The 26,707-nt window shown below is 55.7% G+C and carries 23 protein-coding genes and 1 pseudogene; 19 read left to right on the plus strand and 5 right to left on the minus strand.

Going from position 1 to position 26,707, the window contains the following annotated elements; translation table 11 throughout:
• The first annotated feature begins 15 nt into the window (after positions 1-15).
• From Q1K76_RS00400 to recA, 19 genes and pseudogenes are all read left to right on the plus strand, one after another.
• Positions 16-1,485 (plus strand): RagB/SusD family nutrient uptake outer membrane protein, encoded by a 1,470-nt coding sequence (locus Q1K76_RS00400; RefSeq protein WP_300130216.1) that lies wholly within the window; start codon positions 16-18, stop codon positions 1,483-1,485.
• Between the two features lie 19 nt (positions 1,486-1,504).
• Positions 1,505-2,377, plus strand: coding sequence for a hypothetical protein (locus tag Q1K76_RS00405; RefSeq protein ID WP_300130217.1), 873 nt, complete (start codon positions 1,505-1,507; stop codon positions 2,375-2,377).
• Positions 2,378-2,396: 19 nt separating this feature from the next.
• Positions 2,397-3,836, plus strand: coding sequence for a hypothetical protein (locus Q1K76_RS00410; protein WP_300130219.1), 1,440 nt, complete (start codon positions 2,397-2,399; stop codon positions 3,834-3,836).
• Between the two features lie 220 nt (positions 3,837-4,056).
• Positions 4,057-5,718 (plus strand): C10 family peptidase, encoded by a 1,662-nt coding sequence (locus Q1K76_RS00415; protein ID WP_300130221.1) that lies wholly within the window; start codon positions 4,057-4,059, stop codon positions 5,716-5,718.
• 187 nt (positions 5,719-5,905) lie between these two features.
• On the plus strand, positions 5,906-6,577 hold the full coding sequence (gene lptC / locus Q1K76_RS00420) for an LPS export ABC transporter periplasmic protein LptC (RefSeq protein ID WP_300130224.1): 672 nt from the start codon (positions 5,906-5,908) through the stop codon (positions 6,575-6,577).
• Positions 6,574-7,830 (plus strand): hemolysin family protein, encoded by a 1,257-nt coding sequence (locus tag Q1K76_RS00425; protein WP_300130226.1) that lies wholly within the window; start codon positions 6,574-6,576, stop codon positions 7,828-7,830. Before lptC ends, Q1K76_RS00425 begins: the two co-directional genes overlap by 4 nt.
• Before the next feature lie 119 nt (positions 7,831-7,949).
• Complete coding sequence (locus Q1K76_RS00430; RefSeq protein ID WP_300130228.1) at positions 7,950-10,046, plus strand: SurA N-terminal domain-containing protein; 2,097 nt, start codon at positions 7,950-7,952, stop codon at positions 10,044-10,046.
• A 105-nt stretch (positions 10,047-10,151) separates the two neighbouring features.
• The gene (gene rlmN, locus Q1K76_RS00435) at positions 10,152-11,177 is read left to right on the plus strand and encodes a 23S rRNA (adenine(2503)-C(2))-methyltransferase RlmN (protein WP_087408167.1); all 1,026 of its coding nucleotides are present in this window, start codon (positions 10,152-10,154) and stop codon (positions 11,175-11,177) included.
• A 113-nt stretch (positions 11,178-11,290) separates the two neighbouring features.
• Positions 11,291-12,391 carry a 4-hydroxythreonine-4-phosphate dehydrogenase PdxA gene (gene pdxA / locus Q1K76_RS00440; RefSeq protein WP_087408166.1) on the plus strand — a complete coding sequence of 367 codons (1,101 nt, stop codon included), beginning with the start codon at positions 11,291-11,293 and terminating at the stop codon, positions 12,389-12,391.
• A 25-nt stretch (positions 12,392-12,416) separates the two neighbouring features.
• Positions 12,417-13,613: a saccharopine dehydrogenase family protein gene (locus Q1K76_RS00445; RefSeq protein ID WP_087408165.1), complete on the plus strand. Its 1,197-nt coding sequence runs from the start codon at positions 12,417-12,419 to the stop codon at positions 13,611-13,613.
• A 393-nt stretch (positions 13,614-14,006) separates the two neighbouring features.
• The gene (locus Q1K76_RS00450; protein ID WP_300130231.1) at positions 14,007-14,621 is read left to right on the plus strand and encodes a TetR/AcrR family transcriptional regulator; all 615 of its coding nucleotides are present in this window, start codon (positions 14,007-14,009) and stop codon (positions 14,619-14,621) included.
• Positions 14,622-14,625: 4 nt separating this feature from the next.
• A complete protein-coding gene (locus Q1K76_RS00455; protein ID WP_300130234.1) occupies positions 14,626-15,912 on the plus strand; it encodes a TolC family protein in 1,287 nt (428 codons plus the stop codon).
• Positions 15,913-15,924: 12 nt separating this feature from the next.
• Entirely contained in the window at positions 15,925-16,818 is an 894-nt protein-coding gene (locus tag Q1K76_RS00460) for an HlyD family efflux transporter periplasmic adaptor subunit (protein WP_258326527.1), read from the plus strand.
• Positions 16,819-16,855: 37 nt separating this feature from the next.
• Entirely contained in the window at positions 16,856-17,770 is a 915-nt protein-coding gene (locus Q1K76_RS00465) for an ABC transporter ATP-binding protein (protein WP_258326526.1), read from the plus strand.
• Positions 17,770-18,507, plus strand: a pseudogene (locus Q1K76_RS00470) (ABC transporter ATP-binding protein); the annotation flags it as partial. The gene Q1K76_RS00465 and the pseudogene Q1K76_RS00470, both read left to right, overlap by 1 nt.
• 1 nt (position 18,508) lies before the next feature.
• Positions 18,509-19,609, plus strand: a complete 1,101-nt coding sequence (locus tag Q1K76_RS00475; protein WP_300130239.1) for an ABC transporter permease — start codon at positions 18,509-18,511, stop codon at positions 19,607-19,609.
• The gene (locus Q1K76_RS00480; protein WP_298663405.1) at positions 19,609-20,715 is read left to right on the plus strand and encodes an ABC transporter permease; all 1,107 of its coding nucleotides are present in this window, start codon (positions 19,609-19,611) and stop codon (positions 20,713-20,715) included. Before Q1K76_RS00475 ends, Q1K76_RS00480 begins: the two co-directional genes overlap by 1 nt.
• A 200-nt stretch (positions 20,716-20,915) precedes the next feature.
• Positions 20,916-21,368, plus strand: a complete 453-nt coding sequence (bcp, locus tag Q1K76_RS00485; RefSeq protein WP_087408156.1) for a thioredoxin-dependent thiol peroxidase — start codon at positions 20,916-20,918, stop codon at positions 21,366-21,368.
• Positions 21,369-21,386: 18 nt separating this feature from the next.
• Positions 21,387-22,433: a recombinase RecA gene (recA, locus tag Q1K76_RS00490; protein ID WP_087408155.1), complete on the plus strand. Its 1,047-nt coding sequence runs from the start codon at positions 21,387-21,389 to the stop codon at positions 22,431-22,433.
• Between the two features lie 90 nt (positions 22,434-22,523).
• On the opposite strand, the gene Q1K76_RS00495 is transcribed toward recA, so the two are convergent.
• The 5 genes from Q1K76_RS00495 to Q1K76_RS00515 all read right to left on the minus strand — a co-directional run bounded on the left by Q1K76_RS00495 (position 22,524) and on the right by Q1K76_RS00515 (position 26,424).
• Positions 22,524-23,405, minus strand: coding sequence for a YwqG family protein (locus Q1K76_RS00495; RefSeq protein ID WP_300130242.1), 882 nt, complete (start codon positions 23,403-23,405; stop codon positions 22,524-22,526).
• Positions 23,406-23,500: 95 nt separating this feature from the next.
• A complete protein-coding gene (gene secG / locus Q1K76_RS00500; protein ID WP_258326517.1) occupies positions 23,501-23,884 on the minus strand; it encodes a preprotein translocase subunit SecG in 384 nt (127 codons plus the stop codon).
• A 6-nt stretch (positions 23,885-23,890) separates the two neighbouring features.
• Positions 23,891-24,640 carry a hypothetical protein gene (locus Q1K76_RS00505; protein ID WP_300130245.1) on the minus strand — a complete coding sequence of 250 codons (750 nt, stop codon included), beginning with the start codon at positions 24,638-24,640 and terminating at the stop codon, positions 23,891-23,893.
• Between the two features lie 4 nt (positions 24,641-24,644).
• A complete protein-coding gene (locus Q1K76_RS00510) occupies positions 24,645-25,145 on the minus strand; it encodes an LptE family protein (RefSeq protein WP_087408287.1) in 501 nt (166 codons plus the stop codon).
• Positions 25,146-25,158: 13 nt separating this feature from the next.
• Positions 25,159-26,424 carry a sigma-54 dependent transcriptional regulator gene (locus Q1K76_RS00515; protein WP_087408151.1) on the minus strand — a complete coding sequence of 422 codons (1,266 nt, stop codon included), beginning with the start codon at positions 26,422-26,424 and terminating at the stop codon, positions 25,159-25,161.
• Between the last annotated feature and the right edge of the window lie 283 nt (positions 26,425-26,707).

Below are 26,707 nucleotides of genomic sequence, written 5' to 3' on the forward strand. Positions count from 1 at the left end.
AAAAAGATTGAGACAATGAAAAAAATATTTTTATCGATAGCAGTTTTGGCGCTGGCTCTTACTTCCTGCGATGACTTCTTGACCAAAGAGCCGCCCATGGATCAATCGGACGAACTGGCTCTCTCTACCTTTACGGGTATCGACGGAGCTACTGCCGGTAACTACCGCGCCGTTATTTCGTGGTATGGTGCCACGTTCCCCCTCACTTTCGACGTGATGTGCGGCAATGGTATGGTAGGCCCTGTAAACACGGGCCGTATGCGCCAGGAGCCGGCATGGAACTACTCGTCGACCAGCACGCTGGGTTTGTGGTCCGGTGCCTACAACGCCATTTTGGGTTGTAACAAAGTGTTGACCGCCATCAACGAGGGTAAATTTGACCGTGCGGGTGTGACTGACGAGCAAATCAACAACGTGAAAGCCGAGAACCTCTTCCTGCGTGCCTTGGCCTACTTCGATCTGGTTCGTGTATATGCTCAACCCTATGGTTATATTAAGGAAAAAGGTATCACCGGAACCGAGGCTCTGGGTGTACCTATCGTACTGGAGGATGACCTGTCGGCCCGTCCCGCTCGTAGCACGGTAGCCGAGGTATACGAAAACCTCATTATCCCCGACCTGCAAGAGGCCGAGCGCCTGATGAGCACCTCGTATGTACGTGCTGGTGTAAAAGATATGGTTGCCACCGTTACTACGCCGGTTATCCAAGCCCTCATGGCTCGTGTATATCTGACTCACGAAGACTGGCAGCTGGCTGCCGACTATGCCAACAAGGTAATCCGCAACGGTCGTTTCAGACTGCTCTCGGGTAACAACTACGTTTCGATGTGGGATGGCAGCCTCGATGTAGCTCCCCAATCGGGCAGCGAGGTTATCTTCGAGGTTTACATCTCGCAAAGCGACGGTTCGAGCAGTGACCTGGGCGACTACCTCACCGCTCCTGAGGCTGCCGGTGGTGCCGGTTATGGCGACGTGCGCGTATCGAACGACCTGCTTTCGCTCTACGACGAGAACGATGTTCGCTACACGGGCTTGACCAAAACCAATCCGCAATATCCCGGTTATCGCTGGTCGACCAAATATCCCGGTAAATCGGGTCAGTTGGCCTACAACAACGTGCCTATCATCCGTATCTCCGAGATGTATCTGATTCGTGCCGAGGCTCTCTACCGGGGTGCTACGATTAGCGGTGTAACGGCTCTCGACGACCTCAACCAGGTGGCTACCAGCCGTGGTGCCAATGCCTACAGCCAGGTAACGATTGATAACCTCTTCAACGAGCGTCGCAAAGAGTTCCTCTTCGAGGGTCACGTTTACTTCGACATGAAACGTCTGCAACGGTCGTTGACCCGTACCGACTACGACCTCGATCCCACGACGAAGGATATTCCTTTCCCCAGCTACCGTTGGGCATTCCCGATTCCCGAGAACGATATCTTGAACAACAAGAATATGGTTCAAAACCCCGGATATCAGAGCAAATAATTTTTAATAGAGAAGAATTATGAAAATCAATAAATTTATATATGTAGCTGTTGTAGGGGCGCTGTTTGCATCGTGCCAATCGGTAGAGACTCCTATGTTCAGCGACAAGGACGCTTTCGTAGCGTTTGACAATGCCTCGACTACTATCGAGGAGAACGCCAATAAAGAGATCCAGATTCCGGTATCGCTGGTGGCTTCGAAGGCCCTCGATGTATCGGTGAATTTCGAAATCGACACGACCGCCTATGCCGGCAAGAATGCCGCCAAGGAGGGTGTGAACTATCGTCTGAAAAATACGTCGACGACCCTGACCTATACCAGCACGGGTGAATTGGTAGGATACATTACGGTTGAACCCATCGACAACTCGACCTACGACGGCGATGTTTGCTTCGATATCCGGTTGTCGTCGCCCAGCGGTTGCAGCCTGGGTGCCAACTACACCACCTCGGTAACGATTGCCGACGATGACCACCCGCTGGCTGCTGCCGGTATCCTGGGTACTTATTCGGTAAGAGGTGAATCGCCTTTCGAAGGTGAAGAGGGTGTCGTATATACCTGGACTTGCGAGGTACAGAAAGATGCCGACTATGTAGACCGTGTATGGTTCACGCAACTTGTTCCGACGGTGAGCGGTGCTACTTACAAATCGGTAATGGGTACCGTAAGCGAAGACTTCAGAACAATTACCATCAACGGTTCGCAGGATATGGGTACATATTCGACTTACACGCTGCAACTCGACTTTAACGGTGCTGGAGCTACTGCCGCACAGGTATCGAACGGTACGATTTCGATCTCTTCGCCTGTCTTGGCTGTCGCATATCAGGATGGATCTAGAATAGGCTATCTGACCGGTGTACGGACCTGTACAATGACCAAAGTTGAATAAACGATAAAAATATAGAACAATGAAAAAGTATATTATAGGATTATTCTCAGCAATCTGCCTCATGGGGGCAGGTTGCACCGAGTTTGAAGATTACGAGCCGGTAGCTATGGGCGATGGCCCGTCGGTGACGGTTGCTCTCGAGAAGACTGCTATCGATGCCTTCAACTTGACGGTTACTCCGGCCGAGGGTGCGGTTTACTATGCTTACATCGTAACAAACCAGGCTCAGACCATCGACGCCGAGACTCTGTTGGAGAAGAAATATGAAGGGGCCGAGTTGCTGAAAGCTGCCGATACGCCTGCCGTAACGAAATCTTTCACCAATCAGGCAATAGGCAAGACCTACTACGTATATGCCGTAGCTTCGAATAAGGATGGCCTTTGCGGTGCCGTAGCTTCGGCTACCATCGACCTGCCTGATACCGAGGCTCCCTATCTGGTAAGTGTACCCGATGGTAACCTCTACAAGGCTACGAACAATGGCCGTTCGGTAACGCTTACGTATAACGAGACGGTAACTCGTGGCGAAGGTGCCATCACCTACAACGTGACGAAGGGCGACCTTACCTCGTATGCCAGCGGTACCATCGAAACGGTGGTTATCAACGGTGAGTCGGTTACCATTACGTTGCCCGAATCGGTTGCATTCGATGCAAACGAGGCTAAATCGTATGTATTCCTCGACTTCGCTGCCGGAGCATTTGTCGACGGTGCCGGTAACCAATCGGCTGCTCTGAAGGGTGGTGTAGACCAGGAGACTCAACTCGTAGGTGCTCCTTACTGGGAGTATGTACCGGGTGGCAGCACGGGTGACAGTGAGTTTACGGGGACCTTTGGTTTCTTGTTCTATCAATATGACTTTGACACTAAACAACCGGGTCAAACGCCCTATGGCTTCGATACCGAGTTTGAATTGAAGCATGAGGATAATCCCGATACGATAGTCATCAAGAATTTCTATTTCGAAGCTTCGGCATTTACCGCTGGAGAAAACTCGTTGGAGGCTGTCGTAGAGGGTAATGACTTCAAGATTGCCGATATGTTGCCTATGGGTATCGTTCCTATGAATGGCGGCATTCAAGGCCTGCTTTGCTTTGCCGGTCTGCCCGAGAGTGAATCCGATGTCTTTGAGTGGGTTAACTTCAAAGAGACCGTTGCTTCTGGCTCTACGGGATATGTAGCCGATCGCTGGTGCGGTTTGTATGTATTCGACTATGCCTATATCGATGATCCTACTAACGAGAACTTTAGCTTGGGATGGATTGACTTGTGGAACTTGGCTGTATTTATGAAAGGCTCTATTCAATCTTCGCCTTCGACTGGAATGAATGCCACAGCTCCTGTATTGAAGAAACTGAATGCCCGCCAGGTTGACTGGTCGCAACTGAGACCTTTGACGGGTGCTGAGAAAATGAAAGCTCAGGCTGCTGTTAAACATATGCAAGCAAAGCGTTTCTAACAGAAATCTTTAATCCTATATGAGGCAGGTCGGTACCTAAAAGTACCGACCTGTTTTTGTATACTTTGGCATAGTTGTTGTTTGAAAAGGGGGAGGAAAAGAAACATTTTGTATGTTTAAAAACATAGAAATTGTTAAAGTGTTGCAGATTTCGGGGAAAATGTCTATTTTTGTCAGCCGTTGTACAAGTGTATCTGTAAAACGAAACCAAAAACCGATTATGAAATATAGATTATTAGCTTTCGTAATGCTGCTCTTCTCGTTTGCTGGAGGAAGTTTTGCAGCAGTAGTGTCTGAGAAGACCGCGGTAGATACCGCAACCAAGTTGTTAACCGTGCGTGGCGGCTCGTCGTTCAAAGGCGGAAATGCCACAGTAGAAACCGTTTCGCAAGAGGGTGTTCCCATGTACTACATCGTACGTTTTGAAAAAGGGGGATGGGCTTTGATTTCGGCTGAAGATACGGTAGACCCGTTGCTGGGCTATTCGTTTGACAGTGAGTATGTGTCGGACTGTCAGCCTGCCTGGGTACAAAGCTGGTTGAAAGATTATACCGATCAGATTAAGTTGGCGCGCAAGTCGCCCGCCTTGCAGCGTCACTATCGCTGGGCCGGCGATGTGGTAACTCGTGCCAGAGAAGACCGCATAGAACCGCTGGTGCCGGTGAAATGGAACCAGGGTGTACCTTATAACGCCTATTGCCCGGCTGCAACGGGTGGCCCCGGTGGCCGTGCCTATGTAGGTTGTGTGGCTGTGGCCATGGGGCAGGCACTCTCGGTTATACGTTATCCCCTGCGTGGTACGGGAACGAAATCGTACTATTCGAATCAGGCCGGTACGGTATTGAGTGTGAACTTCGATAACGAGCCCGACTACGATTGGGATGCCATTCTCTCGGGTGCCAACAACTACGACGAGGTGGCTCGTCTGCTCTACCACTGCGGTGTACTCATCGACATGGAGTATAGCGCCGAGGGGTCGGGTGCCATTACCAATAACATTCCCGGTTACTTCAAGACCTATTATGGTTTCCCCGAAACCTGCGTATGCTATTCGCGCGATACCTATCCCGGTGGCGATGCTGCCTGGCACACGTTGATGCAAAGCGAGCTGAAACGCGGCCGTTGCGTAATCTATGCCGGAAACGAAGGTAACAAGGTGGGTCACTGCTTCAACCTTGACGGTTGGGATGGCTTCGAACAGTATCACATCAACTGGGGTTGGGGTGGCCAGAACAACGGTTTCTATACCCTCAATAACCTGGGCGACGATATTCAAGGTTCTTACCCCGACAACCACCGTGCCGTAGTAGGAGTGGCTCCCCTGTCGGAGGCTCCGTATGACATTCGCCTGAGCACGACCCGTGTGAAAATCGGTACGCCTGCCGGTACGCCTGTAGCCGATGTAACGGTTTATAGCGATGTGCCCGATACCGAGTATAACTTTGAGTTGAAAGGCCAGCAGCAGTTTGGCGGCGGTTATGCCGAACCCAGCTACGAGGTGCGCGAAGGCAAGCTCTACACGACGAAACTGATCGAAGACAAGGCTATCCACAAAACCGTATATATCAAGGCTATCCACCCCGAGAGCGGCAACTCGTACGAGAAGAAATTCGACCTGCAGCTCTCTACCTCGGGCATCGACGAGGTACTGGCCGAGAACGTGAAACTCTATCCCGTGCCTGCCGACGACGTGCTCACGCTGGAGACCCCCGAGGCCGAGGGCCGATATGTGGTTTACAGCGTAGCCGGCACGCAACTGTTGCGCGGCCAGGTGAGCGATACCCTCACGACCATCGACGTGTCGGGCCTCTCGCGTGGTAGCTACATGCTGCAATACTCGACGGCTCAAGGTGTGGTGAACAAAGCCTTCATCGTGAAATAAAAAACATTGACCATAGTGAAGCGAAGGGTCGTGCCCCACGGGGTGCGACCCTTCTTTTTGTCTCGGCCCGGCAGCGAGGGGCGAGGCGGGAACAGCCCGGGAGCCTGGGGGGGAGAGGCATAATTTTTGCGGGAATATTTGGAGTGCCCTGCAACTATTTATAATTTTGCGACATAGTTTCAGTAGAATGACAACAGACAAGAACAGCGACCGGTGGTTTCTGCGCGTTTCGCGCTGGGGGCTCGTGTGCTTTGTGGCTTTCCCCCTGCTGTGGTGTGCCTGCTCGGGCTCGAAAAACGAGGTAGTCGAGGGCTTTGACGACGTCTCGGAGGTGCCCACGTTGCGCACGCTCGGTGTAGAGACGCTCATCTCCGACTCGGGTATTACCCGCTACCGCATCAAGGCCCCCGAGTGGCTCATCTACGAGAATGCCAAGGAGCCCTACTGGTTTTTCCCGAAGGGGTTGTATGTCGAGAAGTTCGACTCGGTATTCGCCACTGAGGCCCTCATCCAGGGCGATACGGCCACCTATTTCAAGAATCAGCAGTTGTGGCGTCTCGACAAGAACGTACGCATCGAAAATACCAAGCAGGAGGTGTTCCTCACCTCGCAGATATTCTGGGACCAGCGCAAGCGCGAAATCTACTCCGACTCGTTTATCCACATCGAGACCCCCGACGAGGTAATCGAGGGCTACGGCTTCAACTCGAACGAGCAGATGACCCGCTACCGCATACGCCGCACGAGCGGCATATTCCCCATCAAGCGCGACACTGTCGCCGCCGACTCGGCACGGACCGATAGCGTGAAGCCGAAGCCTGTACCGGCCGTGCGTGCCAAACAAATGAAAAAATCATGAATTGGATTGTAATCATTATCATAGCGTTGCTTTTCTCGGCCTTCTTCTCGGGCATGGAGATTGCCTTCGTGTCGTCGAATAAGGTGCGGGCCGAGTTGGATATGAAACAGAAGGGGCTGCTGTCGAAGATGCTGAGCCTCTTCTATGGCAATGAAGAGCAGTTTATCTCGACCATGCTGGTGGGCAACAACATCGCGCTGGTCATCTACGGTATGGGCATGGCCGCCCTGCTCGAGCCGGTCATCGCGCTGGTGTGGGATCAGGAGGCTTTCGTGGTGCTCATGCAGACCCTTATCTCCACGCTGCTCATTCTGTTTGTGGGCGAGTTCATGCCCAAGACCATCTTCCGTGTCGACCCCAACGCCACGATGCGATTCTTTGCCCCGCTCGTGTGGCTTATCTATGTGATTCTCTATCCCATCTCCAAATTCACCTCGATGGTTTCGAAAGGGGTGATGCGTATGGCCGGGGTGCGGATAGCCCACCATACCAACACGCTGATGAGTAAGATCGAGCTCGATTCGTTTATCCAGAAGAGTATCGACGAGAGCGACTCGAAGGCTCCCGTAGAGCCCGAGATGAAGATATTCCAGAATGCCCTCGACTTCTCGAACGTGCACCTGCGCGACTGCATGATACCCCGCACCGAGCTCGTGGCGGTCGACATCGACGAGGTGACCGACGAGGAGCTGCTCCACACCTTTGTGAGCACGGGTATCTCGAAGGTGGTGGTCTATCGCGAAAACATCGACAACATACTGGGTTATATACACTCGTCGGAGATGTTCCGCCAGCACGACGATTGGCGCAAGAGCATTCGCCCGGCGGTCTTTGCCCCCGAGAGCATGCTGGCCAACAAGCTGATGCGCAACCTCATGCAGCAGAAGAAGAGCCTGGCCATCGTGGTCGACGAGTTTGGCGGTACGGCCGGACTGGTGACTCTCGAAGACCTGGTGGAGGAGATTTTCGGCGACATCGAGGACGAGCACGACACGCAGAACCTCGTGGCCCGTCGGGTGGGCGAGGACGAGTACGAGTTCTCGGGCCGCATGGAGATCGGGCGCATCAACGAAGAGTTCGGGCTTGACATCCCCGAGTCGGACGACTACCAGACCGTGGCCGGTTACATTCTGTACCACTACCAGACCCTGCCCCGCCTGGGCGAGACGGTAGAGATTAAGAACTATCGGTTTACGATTTTACGTCGCAAGGCTACGAAAATAGAGCTTGTGCGCATGAAAATAGAGAAATAAGATATTTTTTTTAGTTATTCTGTGCCGAGATAAATTCAAATTTTTGTATCTTCGTGCCCTTAGTAAAAGAGGATAAAAAAATAATAAAATATAAAACTAAAATTCATACAAAGTAACAAATGGCTACGTTAAACAAAATCAGAAGTAAAGCAGGTTTGCTCGTGGTAATCATCGGAGTCGCCTTGCTCGCTTTTATCGTAGGGGACTTCCTCAATTCGGGGCATACCTTCTACGCCATGAATCAAAGCAAAGTCGCCGTCGTGAACGGGACCAATATCGGAGTCGAAGAATTTCAGGAGCGCGTAAAGGTTCGTACCGACGAGCTGCAACAGATGTATGCTCAACGCGGAATGTCTTTGCCCGAAGGATATGTATCGCGTATCAACCAGGAGGTTTATGACCAAATGGTAAACGAAATATTGCTCAACGAAGAGCTCGACGAACTGGGTATCGTAGTGAGCAAAGAAGAGTTGGCCGACCTGCTGACCGGCGACAACATCTCGCCGATGGTACGTCAGTATTTCACCAATCCCCAAACCGGAGTGTTCGACCGTCAAGGTCTGCTCAACTTCATGCAGGTGATTCTCGACCCCGAGGCTCACGGCTACACCACGCCCGAGCAACTGGCCCAAATCGAGCCCCAGCGTCAAATGTGGCTCCGTCTCGAGAAACAGGTGAAAGAGGATCGCGCCATCCAGAAGTTTGCCAACCTGCTGAACCGCGCCATCATGCCCAACAAGCTCGATCTCGAGAACTCGTATGCCGAGGGTAAGACTTCGGCCAACATCGCCTATGCGCTGGAACCCTATACCGCAATTGCCGACTCGACTATCGCCATCAGCGACAGCGAACTCAAGGCCGAGTACAACAAGGTGAAAGAGCTCTACAAGATGCCCGAGCGCCGTGGTATCAAATACATCACGGTAAATATCGTGCCCAGCCAGGACGACTATGCCAAGGCTAAGGAGAAGGTAGAGATGAACAAGAACGTATTCGCCACGACCAACGACGTGGCTGCTTTCGTGGCCAATAACTCCGACGAGGCTTACGACGATTGTTTCGTAGCCGTTTCGTCCATGCCCGAGAAGATGAAACAGTTTGCCCAGACGGCTGCCGTAGGCGAATCGTCGCCGCTCGAGTTTGAGAACGACACCTATACGATGTATCGTCTCATGGATACCAAGGTAGCCCCCGACTCGATCAAGGTGCGTCTGCTTTCGTTCCAACCCCGTTCGACCCAAATCGATAGCGTGCTCAACGTACTGAACAACGGTGGCAGCTTTGCCGAGCTTTCGCCCAAGTTCAACGGCAACGACGAAATCTGGCTGACCGAGGAGATGGCTGTCAGCGTAGGTCGTCCCTTCATCAACAAAGTATTCGGCGAGGCCGGTAACGGCTATTTCAAGGCCGAAAGCCTGGGTGGTGAGCACATTGTTCAAATCTTGTCGCGCACCGCTCCCGTGAAGAAAGCCAAAGTGGCCGCTTACGTACTGGCCGTGAACCCCAGCACCGAGACGCACACGGCTCTCTACAACCAACTGTCGTCGTACAGCGCTACCAACAATACGGCCGAGAAGTTCGACGCCGCTGCCAAAGAGGCCGGCTACACGGTCAACAGCTATGAGTGCAGTGCCGAGGATTACTCGCTGCCCGGTCTCAACGATGCCCGTCAGGCTATCCGCTGGGCCTTCAATGCCGACAAAGGTGCCGTGTCCGAAATCTTTACGCTCGACAATGCGTTTGTCGTAGCCGCTCTCGACCACGTAACCAAAGAGGGTTATGCTCCGCTCGATCAGGTGAAAGACATGCTTTCCATCCAGATTCGCAACGACAAGAAGGCCGAGAAGATGATTGCCGACCTCAAGGCCAAGAACATCACCACGCTGGCCGGTTATGCCGAGGCTATGAAATCCCAGGTCGATAGCGCCAAGTTCGTGTCGTTCTCGTCGCCCTCGATTGCCGGTGTAGGTTACGAACCGGTATTGAGCGCTCTGGCTCCCACGGCCGAGAACGGTAAGCTCGTAGGTCCCGTGAAAGGTGTAAGAGGCGTGTATGTGTTCACCGTTACCGACAAGACGGTTTCGGAACAACCCTTCGATGCCCAGGCCGAGACCCGCAAGTTGCAGCAGAACTACACCTACCTGATCAACAGCCGGTTGATGGAGGTGCTCCGCGACAAAGCCGACATCGAAAACACGATGATCCGTTTCTTCTAATCGAGACGAATCGTTCGATATAAGACCACACACAGAGTGCGTATATCGTAGCAGAGGGCTCGATACACGCACTCTGTATTTGTATCACACAACCCATCGAGGCGTATGGAAAAAGAACATTTGTTGGGAAAAACCTGGGAGGAGTTGCAGGCCGTGGTGGCCGAGGCGGGGATGCCTCGTTTTGCCGCCAGGCAGATGGCCTCGTGGCTCTACGAAAAGCGAGTGTGCGACCTGTCGGAGATGACCAACCTCTCGCTGCGCCACCGCGAGCAGCTGTCGCAGCGCTACGACGTGGGGCGCTCCGAGCCCATGCAGTCGCAACGGTCGGTCGACGGCACGGTCAAATACCTGTTCCGTGTGGGCGACAACGACTTTGTCGAGACCGTCTACATACCCGACCGCGACCGGGCCACCCTGTGCGTGTCGTCGCAAGTTGGGTGCAAGATGAACTGCAGCTTCTGCATGACCGGCAAGCAGGGGTTCAAGCGCAGCCTTACGGCCACCGAGATTATCAACCAGATACTCTCGGTCGAGCATAGCGACAAGCTCACCAATCTGGTGTTTATGGGCATGGGCGAACCCTTCGACAACCTCGACGAGGTGATGAAGGCCCTCACGATTCTTACCTCCGAGTGGGGTTTTGCCTGGAGTCCCAAGCGCATCACCGTCTCGACCATCGGTCACCTGACCGGCATACGTCGTTTCCTCGACGAGAGCCACTGCCACCTGGCCGTGAGTCTGCACTCGCCTTATCCCGATGAGCGTCTTCAGATTATGCCCGTAGAGAAGGCCTTCCACATGAACGACATTCTGGCCCTGCTGCGTCGGTACGATTTCTCGCACCAGCGGCGTCTCTCGTTCGAGTATATCCTCTTCAACGGATTCAACGACGACCTGGTGCATGCCGATGCGCTGGCCCGTCTGCTCAAGGGGCTCGACTGCCGGGTGAACCTCATCCGCTTCCACGCCATCCCGGGGGTGAACCTCAAGAGCTCCGATGCCCGGTCGATGGAGGCCTTCCGCGACCGCCTCAACCAGCACGGTGTGACAGCCACCATACGGGCTTCGCGCGGAGAGGACATATTTGCCGCCTGCGGCATGCTCTCGACAGCCGAGAAAGAGCGCAAATAGGGGCCGAGGTGTAAAAGTAGTCCCCGGCAGCGATGTATATCGGGGATTTTTCTTATCTTAGTGGGCCGAAATTTTTTTCTGCGGTCCAGTAAGAAAGTCAAAAAAAAGCATATATGGAACATAAGATAAAAGTGGGTATTACCCAGGGAGATATTAACGGGGTAGGGTATGAGGTGATTCTCAAGACCCTCTCCGACCCGCACATCCTCGAGATATGTACACCGGTGGTTTACGGTTCGGCCAAGGTGGCCGCCTATCACCGCAAGGCCCTCGACATACCGGCCGTCAACTTCAACATCGTGGCCGATGCCTCGATGGCCGATGACAACAAGATAAACCTCATTACCTGCGTCGACGACGAGGTGAAGGTAGAGATAGGCAAGGCTACGGCCGTAGGCGGCGAGGCTGCCTATGCTGCCCTCGAACGGGCTGCCGCCGATGTGGAGGCCGGCACGATAGATGTGCTGGTGACGGCACCTATCAACAAGCACGCCATCCACTCCGACAAGTTCGACTTCCCCGGTCATACCGAGTATCTGGAGAAGCGGCTGGGTCGTGGCAGAAAGTCGCTCATGATTCTGCTCAACGAGGTGATGCGGGTGGCTCTGGTCACTACGCATCTGCCTATTTCGCAGGTGCCCGGGGCCATTACCAAAGAGGCCATCCTCGAGAAACTGCGCATATTCGAACAGTCGCTCAAGCAGGATTTCTGCGTGGTGAAGCCCCGTATTGCCGTGCTTTCGCTCAACCCCCACGCCGGCGACGACGGTCTGCTGGGCAGCGAGGAGAACGACATCATCAAGCCGGCCATTCAGGAGGCTATCGGCAAGGGCATGCTCTGCTTCGGTCCCTATCCGGCCGATGGATTCTTCGGGACGGGCCACTTCAAGCAGTTCGACGGTGTACTGGCCATGTACCACGACCAGGGTCTGGCCCCCTTCAAGGCGTTGGCCATGGAGGACGGTGTGAACTTTACGGCGGGGCTGCCCGTCGTGCGCACTTCGCCCGACCACGGCACGGCCTACGATATTGCCGGGCAGAACAAGGCCGACGAGCAGTCGTTCCGCCACGCCCTCTATCTGGCGCTCGATGTCTATCACAACCGCCAGTTCCACAAGGAGATTTCGGCCGCTCCGCTGCGCAAGCAATACTTCGACAAGAGCGGCGACAAAGAGGTGCTCGACCTGACGGCCGACACCGACAAGGATGAATAATTCAAAAAGAAAAACAACAGATATAATGGGAAAAGTTCTTATTATCGGCGCCGGTGGCGTTGGAACGGTGGTAGCGCACAAGGTGGCGCAGAACCCCGATGTATTTACCGAGATTGTGTTGGCCAGCCGCACGCAGTCTAAATGCGATGCGATTGCCCAGGCCATAGGCGACAAACGCATTGTGACCGACCGGGTAGATGCCGACAAGGTAGACGAGCTGGTGGCTCTGTTCAAGAAGCACAAGCCCGATATTGTCATCAACGTGGCTCTGCCTTATCAGGACCTCACCATCATGGATGCCTGTCTGCACTGTGGGGTCAACTACCTCGACACGGCCAACTACGAGCCGCTCGACGAAGCTAAGTATGAATACAAGTGGCAATGGGCCTACCGCGAGCGTTTCGAGCAGGCCGGCCTCACTGCCATCCTGGGTTGCGGTTTCGACCCGGGTGTGAGCGGCGTCTATACGGCTTATGCCGCCAAGCACTACTTCAAGGAGATGCACTATCTCGACATCGTCGACTGCAACGCCGGTAACCACGGCAAGGCTTTCGCCACCAACTTCAACCCCGAAATCAACATCCGCGAGGTGACTCAAAAGGGTAAGTATTACGAGAACGGCCAGTGGATTGAGACCGAGCCGCACGAAATTCACCGTCCGCTCACCTATCCCAACATCGGTCCCAAGGAGTCGTACCTCATCTATCACGAAGAGCTGGAGTCGCTGGTGAAAAACTATCCCACCCTCAAGCGGGCCCGCTTCTGGATGACCTTCGGGCAGGAGTACCTCACGCACCTGCGGGTTATCCAGGACATCGGCATGGCCAGCATCGAGCCCATCATGTACAACGGTATGGAGATTGTGCCCATCCAGTTCCTCAAGGCCGTGTTGCCCAACCCGGGCGACCTGGGCAAGAACTACACGGGCGAGACCTCGATCGGTTGCCGCATCCGCGGTATCGACAAGGAGGGCAAGGAGTTGACCTACTACGTCTACAACAACTGCAGCCACCACGCCGCCTATCTCGAGACCGGTGCTCAGGGCGTAAGCTACACCACGGGTGTGCCGGCCATGATCGGTGCCATGATGTTCCTCACCGGCAAGTGGAACATGCCGGGCGTTCACAACGTCGAGGAGTTCGACCCCGATCCCTTTATGGAGCAGCTCAACAAGCAGGGATTGCCCTGGCACGAGGTGTTCAACGGCGACATCGAGCTGTAAGAGATACAGTCAAGCTATTTGACATCGAGGCCGCTCCGGTATCCGGGGCGGCCTCGACTGCTTTTGTGCGGTTGTCGAACAGAGATATTTGCCGAATATATCCGGTTGGTTTTGTCCTATTTGCTCGGAATGTTCCGTTTGGACTATTGGGGCGTGTAGACTATGGGGCATTTTGCCGCCTGTTATTCCTGTATTGGTAAAGAATTGTGTTTTAATGATTCAAAACTATACGTTCGGTTATTTTTCATTTCTATCCGGTTCAGGGGTGTTCAGTAAATATTCTTAAAAAAATAAAAAAGAAAGAGGTCGTAGGATATTTATATGGGAATATGTGTATATTTGAACTAACAATTTTGTTAGACGATTTTGTTAAACCTTTTTGTTTGTACAGAAATGAAAACAAAAGATACTGAGGGTGAGATACTGCGGGCCGCCGAGCAGGAGTTCATGCTCAAGGGATTCGACGGAGCCAAGACTGCGTCGATAGCCCGGGCGGCCGGGGTGACGCATGCCATGCTCCACTACTATTTCAGGACCAAGGAGCAGCTTTTCGACCGTATTCTCACCGACAAGCTGAGCCTGATGGGGCGGTCGGTACTTGCCTCTTTTGGCACGCCCGACCTCCCGGTGCTGGAGCGGTTGAAGAGGGGGATAGCCAGCCATTTCGATTTTCTCATGGAGAATCCCGATTTGCCCCGGTTCATCGTGAACGAGGTCTTCTCGCGTCCCGAGCGATATGAGGTGATGCGCGAGAATATCTCGCGCATAGCCGACGGGCTCATGCAGCAACTGCAGCGGGAGATGGACGTGTTGGTCGGGCGGGGCGAGGTCGTGGCCATCGATGTGCGCCATCTGTTGCTCGACATTGTTTGTCTCAACGTCTTCCCCTTTGTCGCCTATCCTTTGATCGAACCCGTATTCGGCCCTGTCGCCGCCGACCGAAGCCAGTTTTTCGAGATGCGCAAGGCCGAGAATATAGAAGTAATTATGCGTCGAATAAAAAAATAGAGCCATGAAGAAACGTGTCGTTGTTTTATGCCTGGGGCTGTGGTGCGGCCTCGTGGGGGCTCAGGCCCAACTTACGCTCGACGATTGCCGGCAGATGGCTCGGGAGCACTATCCCGAGATACGGCAATACGATTTGATACGTCAGACCGAGTCGTACAACCTCTCCAATGCCGCCCGGGCGTGGATTCCGCAGGTGGCTATCTCGGCTCAGGCTACCTGGCAGACCGATGTGCCCACCTTCCCCGAGGTGCTCACCGGCATGCTGGCCCGGCAGGGGCTGGAGATGCCCGGTTTGCAGAAAGACCAGTACAAGGTGGGGCTGGAGCTGAACCAGACTATCTGGGACGGCGGCAAGTCGGCCGCCGACCGCAGTATGGCGCGGGCCGAAGCGGCCGAACAGCGCTCGACGGCCGATGTCGAAATGTATACGCTCGAGGGTCGCATCGACGAACTCTATTTCGGTATCCTGCTGCTCGACGAGCGCATTGCCCAGACCCGCCTCACGCAGGATTTGCTGCGCAGCAACCTGGCCAAGGTCGAGGCGTTGCAGCGCAACGGCGTGGCCATGCAGAGCGATGCCGATGTGCTCGAGGCCGAGCTGCTCACGGTGGGGCAGCAGTTGGGGCAGTTCGAGGCGTCGCGCGAGAGCTATCGCAGCATGCTGGGGCTCTTTATCGGCGAGGCATTGGGCGACCGCACGTTGTTGCGGCCTGCCGTCGTGGAGCCGCCGATGGGGGGTAACGAGCGGCCCGAACTCTCGCTGTTTGCCGCCCGGATAGACCGGCTTGCGGCTCAGGAGCGGCTGGTGAAGTCGGCTTCGATGCCCCGATTGGGACTCTTTGCCCAAGGCTATTACGGCTACCCCGGGCTCGACTTCATGCAGGGCATGATGAACGACAATTGGAGCTGGAACGCCCTGCTGGGGGTGAAGCTCTCGTGGAACTTCGGGGCCTACTATACCCAGAAGAACAACCTCGACAAGTTGCGCAACTCACGTCTGCAGGTCGAGGTGCAACGCGACATATTCCTCTTTAATACCCAGTTGCAGAGTACGCAGGAGAATGGCAACGTGGCCCGTCTGCGCCGGGCTCTGGCCGACGACGACCGCATCGTGGCCCTGCGGCGGTCGGTGCGCGAGGCGGCCGAGTCGAAGCTGCGCAACGGGGTAATCGATACTCACGATCTGTTGCTGAAGATTACCGACGAGGCCAACGCCTCGATGGCCCGCAGCATGCGCGAAATCGAACTGCTGAAGACGCTTTACGAATTGAAACATACGATAAACCGATAAATCCTGAACAAGATGAAACAGATTGCAGTTTACAGCGCGTTGGCGCTGCTCCTTGTCTCGTGTGGCAACCGCAACGATTTCGATGCGACGGGAACTTTCGAGGCTACCGAGGTGGTGGTCTCGGCCGAAGCGACGGGTCGTATTCTCTATTTCGACGTCGAGGAGGGCGACACCCTCACGGCCGGTCGTCAGGTGGGGGCGATAGATACCGTGCAGTTGTATTTGCAGAAGCTGCAACTCGAGCAGCAGCGGGCCTCGATTCACAGCAACCGGCCCGACATCGCCAAGCAGGCTGCGGCCCTGCGCAGCCAGATAGCCCAGCAGGAGCGGGAGCGCAGCCGGGTCGAAAACCTGTTGAAAGACGGGGCGGCTACGACGAAGCAGCTCGACGACATCACCGCTTCGATACGGGTGTTGAACGGACAGCTGGAGGCTCTGCTCTCCAGTCTCAGGAACAATACCTCGTCGCTCGATGCCAATGCCTCGGCCATCGATCTGCAGATAGCTCAGGTCGAGGACCGTCTGGCCAAGTGCCGCATCGCTTCGCCCATCGACGGGTCGGTGCTGGTGAAGTATGGCGAGGCGGGCGAACTGGCCGCCGCCGGGCGTCCGCTCATGAAGGTGGCCGACATGAGCCACCTCTATCTGCGGGCCTACTTCACTTCGGACCAACTGGCCCGTCTGAAGGTGGGGCAGGAGGTGACGGTGGTGGCCGACTTCGGCGACGACCAGCAGCGCGAATATCCCGGGCGCATCACCTGGATAGCCTCGGAGAGCGAGTTTACCCCCAAGACCATTCAGACGCGCGACACCCGGGCCAATCTGGTCTATGCCGTGAAGATTGCGGTCGAGAACGACGGCTGGTTGAAAATCGGGCTTTATGGCGAGGTGCGTCTCCCCGAATAATCCATTATCTTAATCTCATATCCTTAATCTCACAGCGATGACTACACCCAATGCCATAGAGATAGCGGGGCTCACCAAGCGGTATGGTACCCTGACGGCCGTCGACCACATCACCTTCGAGGTGTGGCGGGGCGAGCTGTTCGGTCTCATCGGGCCCGACGGTGCCGGCAAGACTACGCTCTTCCGCCTGCTCACCACGCTGCTCGACCCCGACGAGGGCCGTGCGACGGTCGACGGGCTCGACATCGTGACCCAATATCGCGAGATACGCAAGCGGGTGGGGTATATGCCGGGGCGCTTTTCGCTCTATCCCGACCTGTCGGTGGCCGAGAATCTCGAGTTTTTCGCCGCCCTGTTCGGCGTGAAAGTGGAAGCGAATTACGACCTGATAGCCCCCATCTACCGGCAAATCGAGCCCTTCCGCAAACGACGGGCCGGGAAGCTGTCGGGAGGTATGAAACAGAAGCTGGCCCTCTGCTGTGCCCTCATACACCGCCCCTCGGTACTCTTTCTCGACGAGCCTACCACGGGGGTCGACGCCGTGTCGCGCGGGGAGTTCTGGGACATGCTTTTCGACCTGAAGCGGCAGGGTATCTCGATACTGGTCTCTACCCCCTACATGGACGAGGCGTGCCGTTGCGACCGCATTGCCCTGTGCGACAACGGGCATCTGTTGGGTATCGACACCCCGGCCGGTATCGTGGCACAGTTTGACGAGCCGCTCTATGCCCTCTCGGGCAGCGACATGTACGGGCTGCTGCTCGAGGCGCGCCGGGCCGACGGGGTGAAGGAGTGCTATCCCTTCGGGGCGAGCCATCATCTGGTGGTGGCCGAGGGGTTCGATGCCGAGGCCTTCGAGCGGCAGTTGCGGCAGCGAGGGTTCAAGGCGGTGACGGTAGAGCCGGTGCAGGCCGGGATTGAAGATGTATTTATGAAACTGATGCAACGATGAACGACGTAATCATATCGGTACAGGATTTGTGCAAGTGCTTCGGCGACTTTACGGCCGTCGACCACATCACCTTCGAGGTGCGGAGGGGCGAGATTTTCGGTTTCCTGGGAGCCAATGGCGCCGGCAAGACGACCGCCATGCGCATGTTGTGCGGGTTGAGTTACCCTACCTCGGGCAGCGGCCGGGTGGCAGGCTTCGACGTGATGACGCAGGGTGAGCAGATCAAGCGGCACATCGGCTATATGAGCCAGCGTTTTTCGCTCTACGACGACCTCACGGTGCGCGAGAACATACGCCTCTATGCCGGCATCTACGGCTTGGGACGTTACGAGACGTTGCGCCGCACGGTATCGGTGCTCAACCGGCTGCACTTCAGGAGCGAGGCCGATACGCTGGTGGGTTCGCTGCCGCTGGGGTGGAAGCAGAAGCTGGCCTTCTCGGTGGCTACGCTGCACCGGCCCGAGGTGGTTTTTCTCGACGAGCCCACGGGTGGGGTCGACCCGGTGACCCGGCGTCAGTTCTGGGAGATGATTTACGAGGCGGCGGCAGGCGGTACGACGGTATTTGTCACCACGCACTATATGGATGAGGCCGAGTATTGCTCGCGGGTGTCGATTATGGTCGACGGCAAGATAGAAGCCCTGGGTGCACCGGCCGAGTTGAAGAGAGAGTTTGGGGCCGAGTCGATGGACGAAGTGTTCAGGATTCTGGCCCGAGGAGCAAAACGGAGTGAGTAGTATGAGCGGATTTTTACATTTTGTCAAGAAAGAGACCCTGCATATTCTGCGCGACCGGCGCACGATGCTCATCGTGCTGCTCATGCCGGTGGTGCAGGTGCTTCTCTTCGGGTTTGCCATCTCGACCGAGGTGAACAACATCCCCTTCTTTGCCGTGGCACCCCACCGTACCGAGGCGGTGCGGCAGCAGATCGAGCGCATGAATGCCAACCCCTACTTTTCGTTCAAGGGGTATATCGACCAGAAGCGCATCGACCGGGTGTTGCGCAGCGGGCAGGCGGCTGCCGTGGTGGTCTTTGCCGATGACTATGACCGTCTGGTCGAAGGGGCTGCAGTCGGAGCCATCGACGAGGCGGCGGTGCAGTTTGTCGTCGATGCCTCGAATCCCAACAATGCCGGTACCGACCTCATTTACCTGCAACAGGCTTTCCTGGGCGACGGTTCGGTGGCGGCCGGTTCGGCCCCGGCGGTGCGTATCCTCTACAACCCGCAGATGAAGAGTTCGTACAATTTCGTGCCCGGTATCATGGGGCTTATCTTTATCCTCATTTGTGCCATGATGACTTCGGTCTCGATTGTGCGCGAGAAGGAGAGCGGCACGATGGAGGTGCTTCTGGTGTCGCCGGTGCGGCCTATCTGGATTATCTCGGCCAAGATGATTCCCTACTTTTTGCTGTCGTGTCTGGCGCTGGCGACCATTCTGCTGCTGGCACACTACGTGCTGGGGGTACCCATGTCGGGCTCGATGGTGGGGCTGGTGGGGCTTTCGCTGCTCTATCTGGTGCTCTCGCTGGCGTTGGGACTCTTTATCTCGACCGTCTCGCACACGCAGGTGGTGGCAATACTCATCTCGGGTATGCTGCTCATGCTGCCGGTCATCATGCTCTCGGGCATGCTCTTCCCGGTCGAGAATATGCCCGGTATCCTGCGGGCTCTCTCGTGTGTGATTCCGGCCCGGTGGTATATCGAGGCGGTGCGCAAGCTGATGATTGGCGGGCAGCCGTTTGTGGCCGTGTGGCAGGAGAGTGCCATCCTGCTGGCCATGACGGTGGTGCTGGTGGTTGTGGCCTTGAAGAAGTTTAACGATAAACTCGAATCGTGATGAGAAGGACCTTGCTCGTTTTGCTGGAAAAGGAGTTCCGTCAGTTCATGCGGAATGCCTTCATGCCCAAGATGGTGATTGTGTTCCCCCTGCTGGTGATGCTGGTCATCCCGTGGGTGGCGACGATGGATGTGCGCCATGTGGGGGTGTCGATTGTCGATAACGACCACTCCGAGGCCTCCCGCCGGATTGTCGAGAAGATACGGTCGTCGGACTACTTCAGCCTCAAAAGTGTGACCGAGAGCTACGAGGCGGCCTATGCTTCGCTCGAGGAGGGCGATGCCGATGTGATACTCTCCATTCCCGAGCACTTCGAGCGCTCTCTGGCCGGGAGTTCGCCCCGGCGCATCGGCATCGATGTGAACGGTACCAATGCGCTGAAGGGGGCTCTGGGCTCGCAATACATGGTGCAGATTGTGCGGCAGGCCCTGGCCGAGTTGCAGCAGGAGCAGATGCCCGTGGTGGCGACCGACCTCTTTGTCGTGCAGAATCGCTACAACCCCACACTCGACTATCAGCACTTCATGGTGCCGGCGCTGATGATTATCCTGCTGGTGCTTATCTGCGGCTTCCTGCCCGGCATCAATCTGGTGAGCGAAAAGGAGTTCGGCACCATCGAGCAGATAAATGTCACCCCGGTGAGCCGCTTCCTCTTCACGTTGGCCAAACTCATCCCCTACTGGATAATCGGTTTCGTGGTGCTCACCCTCGCCATGCTGCTGGCCTGGTGGGTCTATGGTCTCGTTCCGGCCGGTTCTGTCGGTTCGGTCTATCTGGCCGCCTTCTTTTTCATCCTCACCATGTCGGGGTTGGGTATCATTATCGCCAACCGCTCGTCGACCATGCAGCAGACCATGTTTGTGATGTTTTTCTTCATCATGATTTTTGTGCTGATGAGCGGACTGCTCACCCCCATCGAGTCGATGCCCGCCTGGGCGCGGGCCATCACCTACCTGTTGCCGCCCCGCTACTTTGTGGAGGTGATGCGGGCCGTCTATCTCAAGGGGGCTTCGATTGTGGAACTGTGGCCGCAGTACCTCGCCCTGGTGGGCTATGCCGGGCTCTTCAACGCCGTGGCGGCCCTCACCTACAAGAAGCAGTCGTGAGGGGAGGTGGGGAGACCGGTTGTTCCAGCGGTATCTCTTTTCTTAGATAATAAACGTATATTAACGCACCTGTGCATCTCTTATGCGCAAGTGCGTTGCTATCTTTGTCATATCCGAAGCGGGAACGGATATTTCGGTATCGGTTTTTGACGGAGGGGAAAAATAGTTATCTTTGTGTGACGAATTAAATAGAAAAGATTATGGCACTGAAACCAGGAGATAAAGCCCCCGAAGTATTGGGCGTGGACCAATCGGGCAAAGAGATACGTTTGAGCGACTTCGCCGGTCGCAAAGTGGTACTGTATTTTTATCCCAAGGACAACACCCCCGGCTGTACGGCCGAGGCGTGCAACCTGCGCGACAACTATGCCGACCTTCAGTCGGCCGGTTATGCCGTGGTGGGCGTGAGCAAGGACAGCGAGGCTTCGCATGTGAAGTTTATCGAGAAACAGTCGTTGCCCTTCCCGCTGATTGCCGACACGGAGTTGAAGCTGAACGAGGCCTTCGGGGTGTGGCGCGAGAAGAAGATGGCCGGCCGTACCTACATGGGTACCGTGCGCACCACCTTTATCATCGACGAGAATGGCGTGATAGCCGATGTTATCGAGAAGGTAGACACGAAGAATCACGCCGCCCAGATTTTGAAAAAGTAAATAAAAAATAGGAAGATTATGGAAGAACAACAACAAGCTCAAGCTGCTGCCGGTGCCAAGAAGCGGGTGCCGGTGCCTTCGGAGAAACTGAAGGCTCTGCAAGCGGCTATGGATAAAATCGAGAAGAGTTACGGTCGCGGCGCCATCATGAAACTGGGCGACGACTCGGTCGAAGAGGTGGCCGTGATTCCCACCGGCTCTATTGCGCTGAATGCGGCGCTGGGTGTGGGCGGTTATCCGCGCGGACGTGTCATCGAGATTTATGGTCCCGAGTCGTCGGGTAAAACCACGCTGGCCATCCACGCCATTGCCGAGGCCCAGAAGGCGGGTGGTATCGCCGCCATTATCGATGCCGAGCACGCTTTCGACCGCTTCTATGCCGAGAAGCTGGGTGTGGATGTGGAGAACCTGTGGATTTCGCAGCCCGATAGCGGTGAGCAGGCTCTCGAGATTGCCGACCAGCTGATACGTTCGTCGGCGGTCGATATTGTGGTCATCGACTCGGTAGCGGCTCTGACACCGAAGGCCGAACTCGAGGGCGATATGGGCGACTCGAAGATGGGTCTGCAGGCCCGCCTGATGTCGCAGGCCCTGCGTAAGCTCACGGCCACCATCAGCAAAACCAACACGACCTGTATCTTCATCAACCAGTTGCGCGACAAGATCGGGGTGATGTTTGGCAACCCCGAGACGACGACGGGTGGTAACGCCCTGAAGTTCTACGCCTCGGTGCGCCTCGATATTCGCCGCATCAGCCAGCTGAAGGATGGCGACGAGGTAATCGGTAACCAGACTCGTGTGAAGGTGGTGAAGAACAAGGTGGCACCTCCCTTCCGCAAAGCCGAGTTCGACATCATGTTTGGCGAGGGTATCTCGCGCTCGGGCGAAATTATCGACCTGGGTGTCGACAAGGGTATCATCAAGAAGAGCGGTTCGTGGTTCAGCTACGGAGATACCAAACTGGGTCAGGGCCGCGATGCCGCCAAGAAGTGTGTAGAAGACAATCCCGAACTGGCCGACGAGCTCGAAGCCGCCATCATGGAGGCATTGAAGCCGGCCAAGTAGGCAGGGACGAATTGGAACGAATAGAAGCGAGGAGCGAGTCGGGGGGATGTCACCCGGGCTCGCTCCTCGTTTAGTATAGGGGGCGGATGGTCAATAGCATTGCATCTCGAACTGAATCTGGCCGAAGTCGCCGCGTTCCAGATCGTGCCGTCTGATGTAGAAGTAGAGGCTGCCGCAGTCGCCGAAGGAGATGTCGACCTCGGGCTCTTCGATACAGTTGAGTTGCAGCAGCAGTACCCATTCGCGAGCCGACTCGGTAGTATAGCTCTCGGGCTTGTCGCCCCTAGCTCTCGACTCGCACACCTCGGCGATGCCGTTCTGGATGAGTTGGGCATAGCCCAGCATCTGGCCTGCCGATTCGGGGTGGGTGTAACCCCAGCTCTCTAGCCGCTTCTCGATGAGGTCCCAATCGGTGTAGGCATAGGTGTTTTGGTCGTATCCCATGAGGCTGTAATAGTCGTCCCAGCCGGGAGCCGAAGGTTGATTGCCGAACCGGAGCCCCATCTCGTAGAGGCGTTGAGCCTCGGCCAGTTGGTCGGGATATTCGGTCGGGGTGAGCTCGGCCGCCGGGGTGGGGGTGTAGAGCAGTTTGGCCCCTTTGCTGTTGAGCCACGGCTGGTTGATGAGGTCGTAGAAGAGGTAGAACATGCCCTCGTGCGGCAGCCGGTTGTCGGTGTCGTAGGGAGCCAGCTCTTCGCAGTTGATTTGCAGGAGGAAGGGCAAAGCTGTCTCGTTGCCGTATTCATCGGTGTAGTGAGGCCATTTCCATTTCGGCGGCAGGGCGGGACGGCCTCCGAATTTGGATTGACACGGCGATACCTGACTTGTTTTATCGAAATCGAAGAAGATGCCGTTGCAGGCCAGAGACTCGAGTTGCTCCCTCAGGGAGTGTTCTTTTTCGGCCTCCGATTGAGGGGAGTCGTTGCGGTTACGCTTGAAGAGGCGTTGCCAGAAGTTTTTGGTGTCGTCCATGGTGAAGATACGGGTTATACGATAAGACACAAATGCCCGAACTTACACATAGTAGGTTCGGGCATCGATATGAAAGTGTGTTATAAATCTCTGGATTATTTCGCCGGAGTTTCCTGAGCCGGAGCTTGTTCGGCCGGGGCCTGTTGAGCGGGAGCAGCGGTGTTGTCGCCGGCAGCCGGAGTCTCGAAACCGGGGAGAGCAGCAGGGGCTTCGGTGTTTACGATGTCTTTGATTTCCGAACCGGAAGTGGTTTGGCTATTGTGCGAAACAAATACAGTGGCAATGCTTAAAACCATGATTACCACGGCGAGAGTCCAAGTGGCTTTCTCTACGAAGTCGGTTGTTTTGCGAACACCCATAATCTGGTTTGATGATGCGAAATTAGAGGCAAGACCCCCTCCTTTTGATTTCTGTACCAATACAATGCCTATCATCAGCACCGATGCCAAGATGATAAAGACGGTTAATACTACTGACATTTTCTGTTATTCTGTTTTTATGTTAATAATCAATTTTTCCAAAAATCTTATTTGGTCTGCAAAGTAAATATTTTTTTCTGGATATTTCAAACTTAATTTTTTAATTATTTGCAATGCTTTTTCATATCGCCGCTGTTTGATGTAGATTTTGGCTAGGCTTTCGGTGAAGAAGGTGTCGTCGGCAGCCGGTTCAGAGGGGACGGTTTGCGGGGTATTCTCGCGTTCGGCCGGGCTCTTGCGGGCAGGCGCCGGGGCGGGAGCCGGTTCGCTTTTGTGCTCCGGGGAAGGCTTGGGTACCTCGACGGTGGGTTGTATCGGTTGAGCCGATTGTACGGCGGGTTGCGGGTCGTCTTGCTGCAACAGCCTCATGTAGTCGGTCTGGGCGATGATGTTGCCCGAGATGAGGCGGTCGAGGCTCTCTTCGGTAGGGAGTTTACCCCCTTTCTGGTAGGTACCCAGGAAGAGGTCGATGGCCTGCATGGTGGTGTCGGTGCGCGGGGCTTTGGGGTAGAGGTCGGCAAACGACTCGCCCTCGATGCCGAGCACACTCTCGAGGTGTTCGCCCGGGCTGGCGTGAAGCAGAGCCTGTTGTATGCGTCGCTCGTCGGGCATGGCGCCGGGCGTGTATTTGAGGTAGAGCAGTTGTGGAATGGCAAAGTAGGGGTAGTCGGCGGCCATTTGGTCGGCGTCGGCCCGGGCGATGGGTTGGTCGCACACGCCATTCAGCAGATTGCGTATTTGTTCGCGGGTGATCATGGCATTACCAGTTGGCTACGGTGGCGTTGAAAATCTGGTCCACCAGTTCGTCGGTGATTTGTTGTATCAGTTCGTCCTGAACATCGGTCAGCATCTGGGTACTCGAGAAGTCCTTGTACCCCGAGAAGGTCTGGTTGTCGATGTTGAATTGCGGATCTTTGGTGTTGGTGAAGCGCACCCGCACGGCAATGGTGAGCCGCGTTTGCGAGGCGTAGGCGTTTTCGGTTACGGCCTGCGGGGTGAGGTCGTAGTTGGTGATTTCGCCCTCGAGCTGCAGGTCGCCGCCGCTGCTGACAATCTGCAGCCGCGTCTGGCGCGTGTAGGCGTTCTTCAGCGAGTTGGTGAAGAGCTCCTCGAGAGGGGGATAGACCAGCGCTGCCTTGATGGGGAAGTTGGCAATCGAGATGGTCTTGGTGGTGTCGTAGTTGATCGAGGCCCCGTTGAACTTGTAGGAGATGCTGCAAGAGGTGAGGGCCACGAGCAGTATGGCGATGAAGCGTTTCATAGGCATGTATATACTATTCCAGATTGTATTCCTTGATTTTGCGGTAGAGGGTCCGTTCCGAGATTTTCAGCTCCTCGGCCGTCTTTTTCCGTTTTCCGTGGTTGCGCATGAGCGCCTTGCGGATAGTCTCGCGCTCGGTATCCTCGAGGGTGGTGGGCTGTTCCTCCACATACTCGGCTTCGTTGGGGATAACCTCGCCCTCGGTCTCGTCGATGGTTTTGCCCTTGGAGGCCGGGACGTGTACCGGTACGGCCGTGGTAATGGGAGCGAGAGCCATGGAGCGGGCCACGGTCACCGATTGGGGCGAGGGGGTGAAGTGCGCCTGTCCCTGAGCGGCCTTGGTGAGCTCTTCGACCTTGGCGTGCAGGTCGGCCAGCTCCTTCTGCATCTCGAACAGCGTCTTGTAGAGCATCTTGCGCTCCTTCTCGAAGAAGGTGTGGTCTTGCTCGCCGGGAGTGGCTGTCTGGCGGGCGGGCAGTTTCTCGATGTTGTATTGCGGCAGATAGCCCTGCAGGGTGGCGCCGTCGACTTCGCGGTTGGTCTCGAAGATGGAGATCTGCTCGGTGATGTTCTTCAGCTGGCGCACGTTGCCCGGCCAGCGGTAGTTGAGCAGCACGTTGCGGGCGTCGTCGGTGAGCTGGATGACCGGCATGCGGTACCGCTCGGCGAAGTCGGTCGAGAATTTGCGGAAGAGCAGCAGGATGTCGTCGGCCCGTTCGCGCAAGGGGGGAATCTCGATGTGTATGGTGCTGAGCCGGTAGTAGAGGTCTTCGCGGAATTTCCCCTCGGATACGGCCTTGACCATGTCGAGGTTGGTGGCAGCCACGATGCGCACGTTGGTCTTCAGTACGGTCGACGAACCCACCTTGAGAAACTCGCCGCTCTCGAGTACACGCAGCAGGCGGGCCTGTGTGGTGAGGGGCAGTTCGCCCACCTCGTCGAGGAAGATGGTGCCGCCGTCGGCCTCCTCGAAATATCCCTTGCGGGCCGAGAGGGCACCGGTGAAGGCTCCCTTTTCGTGACCGAAGAGCTCGGAGTCGATGGTACCTTCGGGTATGGCACCGCAGTTGACGGCTATGTATTTGCCGTGTTTGCGGGAACTGTTGGCATGGATTATCTGCGGGAAGAACTCTTTGCCGGCACCGCTCTCGCCGGTGATGAGCACGGCCAGGTCGATGGGTGCAATTTGCAGCGCCCGGGTGATGGCCCGTATCAGACCGGGGGCATTACCGATGATACCGAACCGCTGTTTGGTTTGCTGTACGTCTGCGGGAATCATAACTGCTGAATCTTTTAGGGTCGAGATAGCGCGGAGACGACACGTTCTCCCGCTCCTGTTTCACGGGGTGGGTTGGCGTCTCGTTGCCCGCTATCCCCTACAAAGATAGTGAAAGGAGAGCGGAGAATAAAATATCGAAACTTGTTTTCAGATATTTTTTATCCCGAACCGCATCCTATCTTCTGAAAAGATAGTAAAAAGGAGAGCGGAGAATAAAATATCGCAGTTTGTTTTCAGATATTTTTTATCCCGAACCGCATCCTGTTTTCCCATCGATACTGAA

It is taken from the genome of uncultured Barnesiella sp. (assembly GCF_946496565.1).
GTDB lineage: Bacteria > Bacteroidota > Bacteroidia > Bacteroidales > Barnesiellaceae > Barnesiella > Barnesiella merdigallinarum.